Source organism: Streptomyces sp. NPDC055749 (assembly GCF_053617235.1).
In genome coordinates, this window is sequence record NZ_JBSHFH010000114.1 from 1 (window position 1) to 4352 (window position 4352).

At 72.2% G+C, this 4352-nt stretch carries 4 protein-coding genes; 2 read left to right on the forward strand and 2 right to left on the reverse strand.

The genetic code is table 11. The features are described from left to right. The first annotated feature begins 132 nt into the window (after nucleotides 1-132). Nucleotides 133-1431: a DUF6986 family protein gene (locus tag ACWGO0_RS37170; protein WP_453544859.1), complete on the forward strand. Its 1299-nt coding sequence runs from the start codon at nucleotides 133-135 to the stop codon at nucleotides 1429-1431. A gap of 43 nt (nucleotides 1432-1474) precedes the next feature. Here ACWGO0_RS37170 and ACWGO0_RS37175 read toward each other — a convergent pair whose 3' ends face one another. Beyond that, nucleotides 1475-2503 carry a LacI family DNA-binding transcriptional regulator gene (locus tag ACWGO0_RS37175; RefSeq protein WP_453544860.1) on the reverse strand — a complete coding sequence of 343 codons (1029 nt, stop codon included), beginning with the start codon at nucleotides 2501-2503 and terminating at the stop codon, nucleotides 1475-1477. Nucleotides 2504-2689: 186 nt separating this feature from the next. On the opposite strand from ACWGO0_RS37175, the gene ACWGO0_RS37180 reads away from it, so the two are divergent. Next, nucleotides 2690-3664 (forward strand): ROK family protein, encoded by a 975-nt coding sequence (locus ACWGO0_RS37180; RefSeq protein ID WP_453544861.1) that lies wholly within the window; start codon nucleotides 2690-2692, stop codon nucleotides 3662-3664. 101 nt (nucleotides 3665-3765) lie between these two features. Here ACWGO0_RS37180 and ACWGO0_RS37185 read toward each other — a convergent pair whose 3' ends face one another. Beyond that, nucleotides 3766-3942: a hypothetical protein gene (locus tag ACWGO0_RS37185; RefSeq protein ID WP_453544862.1), complete on the reverse strand. Its 177-nt coding sequence runs from the start codon at nucleotides 3940-3942 to the stop codon at nucleotides 3766-3768. Between the last annotated feature and the right edge of the window lie 410 nt (nucleotides 3943-4352).

Genomic DNA, 4352 nt, shown 5'->3' on the forward strand with positions numbered 1-4352 from the left:
CAGGTGATCTCACCGCGCGGCCCCGGCCGCTTTCGGGCAACCATTGACGCAGGTCGCAGCCGCCTACTAACTTCGCTATGTGGATTACTGATTCCGGGAAGCGGAAACAGTGAGCGTTTGGAGGGTGTGGGAATGGGTCAGCAGGAGAAGGTGGCGACGAGCCTCGCCGGTGCGGTCAGCGAGAGCATCAGTGCCTCTCTGACGTCGGTGGACGCGGAACTCGCCCGCCGTTACCCGGGAGACCCCGGCACCCGCCAGCCCGTCCACACCGTCTACGTCCCCGGGGACACCTTCACCTCGGGCACCATCCGGTCCTGGGGCGACCAGGCGCTGAAGGCCCTCGACGAGCACGCCCCCGACGCGGCGGCGCTGGCCGGGGTGCTCGGCATCCCGGCGGAACTCGCGGGCCCCGTCCACGACCGCGTACGCGCCAAGCTGGAGCGCGAGCCGATCGAGGACCTGCGCATCGACTTCGAGGACGGCTACGGACCCCGCTCCGACGCCGAGGAGGACGAGGCCGCGGCCCGCGCCGCACGGCTGATCTCCGAGGCGTACGGGAACGGGACGGCCGCCCCGTACATGGGCATCCGGATGAAGTGCATGGAAGCCGCCGTACGCGACCGGGGCATCCGTACGACCGATGTCTTCCTCACCGGTCTGATGGAGGCTGGCGGCCTGCCCGACGGACTCGTCCTGACGCTGCCGAAGGTGACGTACCCCGAGCAGGTCACCGCCTTCGTCCAGCTGCTCGAAGCCTTCGAGACCGCACACGGACTGCCGTCGGGGCGGCTCGGCTTCGAGATCCAGATCGAGACCAGCCAGTCCATCCTCGCCGCCGACGGAACCGCGGCGGTCGCCCGCATGATCGACGCCGCGCGGGGCCGCGCCACGGGCCTTCACTACGGCACGTTCGACTACAGCGCCTGTGTCGGCGTCAGCGCGGCCTACCAGGCCAGCGACCACCCGGCCGCCGACCACGCCAAGGCCGTCATGCAGGTCGCCGCCGCGGGAACCGGCGTACGCGTCTCCGACGGCTCCACCAACGTGCTGCCCGTCGGTCCCACCGCCCAGGTCCACGAGGCATGGCGCCTCCACTACGGCCTCACCCGCCGCGCCCTGGCCCGCGCCTACTACCAGGGCTGGGACATGCACCCCGGCCACCTGCCGACCCGTTACGCGGCCGTCTACGCCTTCTACCGCGAGGGCCTGGAGCCGGCGGCGGCCCGCCTCGCCGCCTACGTGGCCAAGGCCGGCGGCGACGTGATGGACGAACCCGCCACCGCCAAGGCGCTCAGCGGCTACCTGCTGCGTGGCATCGACTGCGGAGCACTCGACACCGCGGAGGTCGCCCGCCTCACCGGCCTCACCCGCGCCGACCTCGACGCCTTCGCCTCACCCCGCCGCGGCGGACTGACGGTCACGGCGCCGTAGTACGGAGCTCCGGTTCGCGTCCGCGGCCCCGCGCGAACGGCCTTCAGGCCGGAGGGAGTTCGCCGGAGCCGCGGGGGACCAGTGTCGTCGGGAGCTCGACGCGGGCCGGGGGGTGGTCGGCGCCGTCGAGGCGGCGGAAGAGGTGTTCGGCGGCCGTGCGGCCGACCGCGGCGGCGTCCTGGGAGATGACCGTGATGCCGAGCAGGTCGGCCAGTTCGATGTCGTCGAAGCCGACCAGGGCCACGGGGCGCTTCCGGTCCGCCAGGACGCGTACCGCCGTCACCGTCACACGGTTGTTGCCCGCGAAGAGCGCGGTGACCGGTTCGGGGCCTGCGAGCATCGTCTCGGCCGCCGCGCGGACCCGGGCCGGGTCGGTCGAACCGAGGGAGACCCAGGCGTCGTCGACGTCGATTCCGGCGTCGGTCATGGCCGCGTGGTAGCCGCGCAGTCGCTCGGTCGCCGTGTGGATGCGGGGCTGGTCACCGATGAAGCCGATCCTGCGGTGGCCGTGCGCGATGAGATGGGCGACGCCTTCGCGGGCGCCGCCGAAGCTGTCGGAGAGGACGATGTCGGCGTCTATCCTGCCCGCCGGGCGGTCCACGAAGACGGTGGCGATGCCCGCCTTTATCTCGGGCTCCAGATAGCGGTGGTCGTCACCCGCCGGGATCACGATCAGGCCGTCGACCCGGCGGGCGCACAGCGCGAGGACCAGCTCCTGCTCGCGGTCGGGGTCCTCGGCGCTCGAACCGTTGATCAGGAGCGCGCCATGGGCGCGGGCGACCTCTTCGACGGCGCGGCTCAGCGGTCCGTAGAAGGGGTCGGCCAGGTCTTCCAGGACGAGTCCGATGGAGGCGGTGCGGCCCTTGCGCAGGACGCGCGCGCTGTCGTTGCGGCGAAATCCCAGGGCATCGATCGCCTCCTGGACGCGTCGCTCGGTGTCGGGCGTGACGCCTGCTTCGCTGTTCACCACCCGGGAGACCGTCTTGAGGCCCACTCCGGCGCGGGCCGCCACATCCTTCATGGTCGGCCGGTTGCCGTAACGGCTCTCGGAATGACGGGCGGTCTCGGCCACGGTGCGCTGTCCTGTCGTCGGGTGCGGGTGGTCCGGCGGCCCGCGCGGGCGGTGCCGTGGAGGGGCCGGAGGCTGTGGCGTCGAGCATAGGCCCTGGACAACGTTGTCAGCTGAATAGAGACTGTGCAGACTATTGGCCGAACCCGCAGGTCCCACCCCCCCTCACCATCCGGAGATCCCACACCGATGCATACCGACCTCGTCGCCGCGCTCGACATCGGCGGCACCAAGATCGCCGGCGGGTTGGTGGACGGCGACGGCGCCCTCCTCGTACGGGCGCAGCGTCCCACGCCCGCCCGCGAGGGCGCCGAGACGGTGATGGGAGCGGTCGACGACGTCCTGTCCGAGCTGAGGGCGTCCCCGCTGTGGGAGCGGGCCGTGGCCGTCGGGATCGGCAGCGCGGGCCCGGTGGACGCGTCTGCCGGCACGGTCAGCCCGGTCAATGTCCCGGGCTGGCGGGGCTTCCCGCTGGTGGAGCGGGTGGCCGCGGCGACCGGCGGGCTGCCCGTCGTGCTGGTCGGCGACGGCGTCGCGATGACGGCGGCCGAGCACTGGCTCGGCGCCGCCCGGGGTTATGACAACGCGCTCTGCCTCGTCGTCTCCACCGGCGTCGGCGGGGGGCTGGTGCTCGGCGGAAAGCTGCACCCGGGTCCCTCCGGCAACGCCGGGCACATCGGGCACATCTGTGTGGACCTCGACGGCGACACCTGCCCGTGCGGCGCGCGCGGCTGCGTCGAGCGCATCGCCAGCGGGCCGAACATCGCGCGCCGCGCCCTCGATGGCGGCTGGCTCCCCGGCCCGGACGGCGACTCCACCGCCGCGGCCGTCGCCGCTTCCGCCCGCGCCGGGGACCCGGTGGCCATCGCCTCGTACGAGCGGGCCGCCCAGGCACTGGCCGCCGGAATCGCCGCCACCGCGACGCTGGCCGAGATCGACATCGCGGTGATCGGCGGGGGAGTGGCCGGAGCCGGTGAGATCCTCTTCGCGCCGCTGCGGCGGTCCCTGCGCGACTACGCCACGCTCTCCTTCGTCCGCAACCTCGAGGTGGCGCCCGCGGTGATGGGCACCGACGCGGGCCTGGTGGGCGCCGCAGCCGCCGCTTGGGCCTCGGGGGCGAAGAGGGCGGGAGCGAAGGGATCTCCGGCCGGGGCCGTCAGGTAGAGGCCGCGCGCGGGACTTCCAGGGGGTGCCCGGTTCGTCAGGCCGGACACCCCCTGGGCCGCTTCCCGCGTCCGATGGCTACGGGCTTCAGGTGACCGGCTTCAGCGGCCCCGGTCCTTCGCCTGCTGCGGCACGATCACCAGGAAGGCGTCCTGCTCCAGGTCCATCACCACTTCGGCCGCCATGCCTTCCCCGCGGCGGGCCGCGGCGAACTCTTCCGCGGGCCAGCTGCCCCGCGGCCCGCCTGCGGGAAACTGCTCAAGCACTGTCCGGCGCATGGCGCGCCCCCCTCGTCGTACCGGCCGATGAAGGCTCCAACGACCTCCTGCTCCTCCCGTTACGGCCGTTCGCACCCTGGACCGGGGCGCGCGGACTCGTACAGTGGGACGCCCTCCGGCGGGCCCGGCCGGTCATGCCGCCACAACGGTGTCGCCACAGCGGGTTTCCGCGGCAGGGTGTTGCGGGCAAGCCACAGGGGGCTACGGAAGAGGGGGAACCGTGATCGTCTGGATCAACGGTTGCGTCGACATAAGGCTAGGTCGGCGTCCTTCCTGCTTCTATTCGCTCCGAAACCTAGCCGTAATTAGCTTTAGCTAGTGCTGTGACCGCAAAGGTTCACCGGCCTGGGGCGTATCTCTTCCTTTGGCTGAGTAGACGTTCAGGAGCACTCGCGCAAGGGAACCGTCGC

Excerpts from the sequence above, each read along its gene's own strand:
- ACWGO0_RS37170 (WP_453544859.1), top strand. The coding sequence starts at position 133 with ATGGGTCAGCAGGAGAAGGTGGCGACGAGCCTCGCCGGTGCGGTCAGC.
- ACWGO0_RS37180 (WP_453544861.1), top strand. The coding sequence starts at position 2,690 with ATGCATACCGACCTCGTCGCCGCGCTCGACATCGGCGGCACCAAGATC.
- ACWGO0_RS37185 (WP_453544862.1), bottom strand. The coding sequence starts at position 3,942 with ATGCGCCGGACAGTGCTTGAGCAGTTTCCCGCAGGCGGGCCGCGGGGC.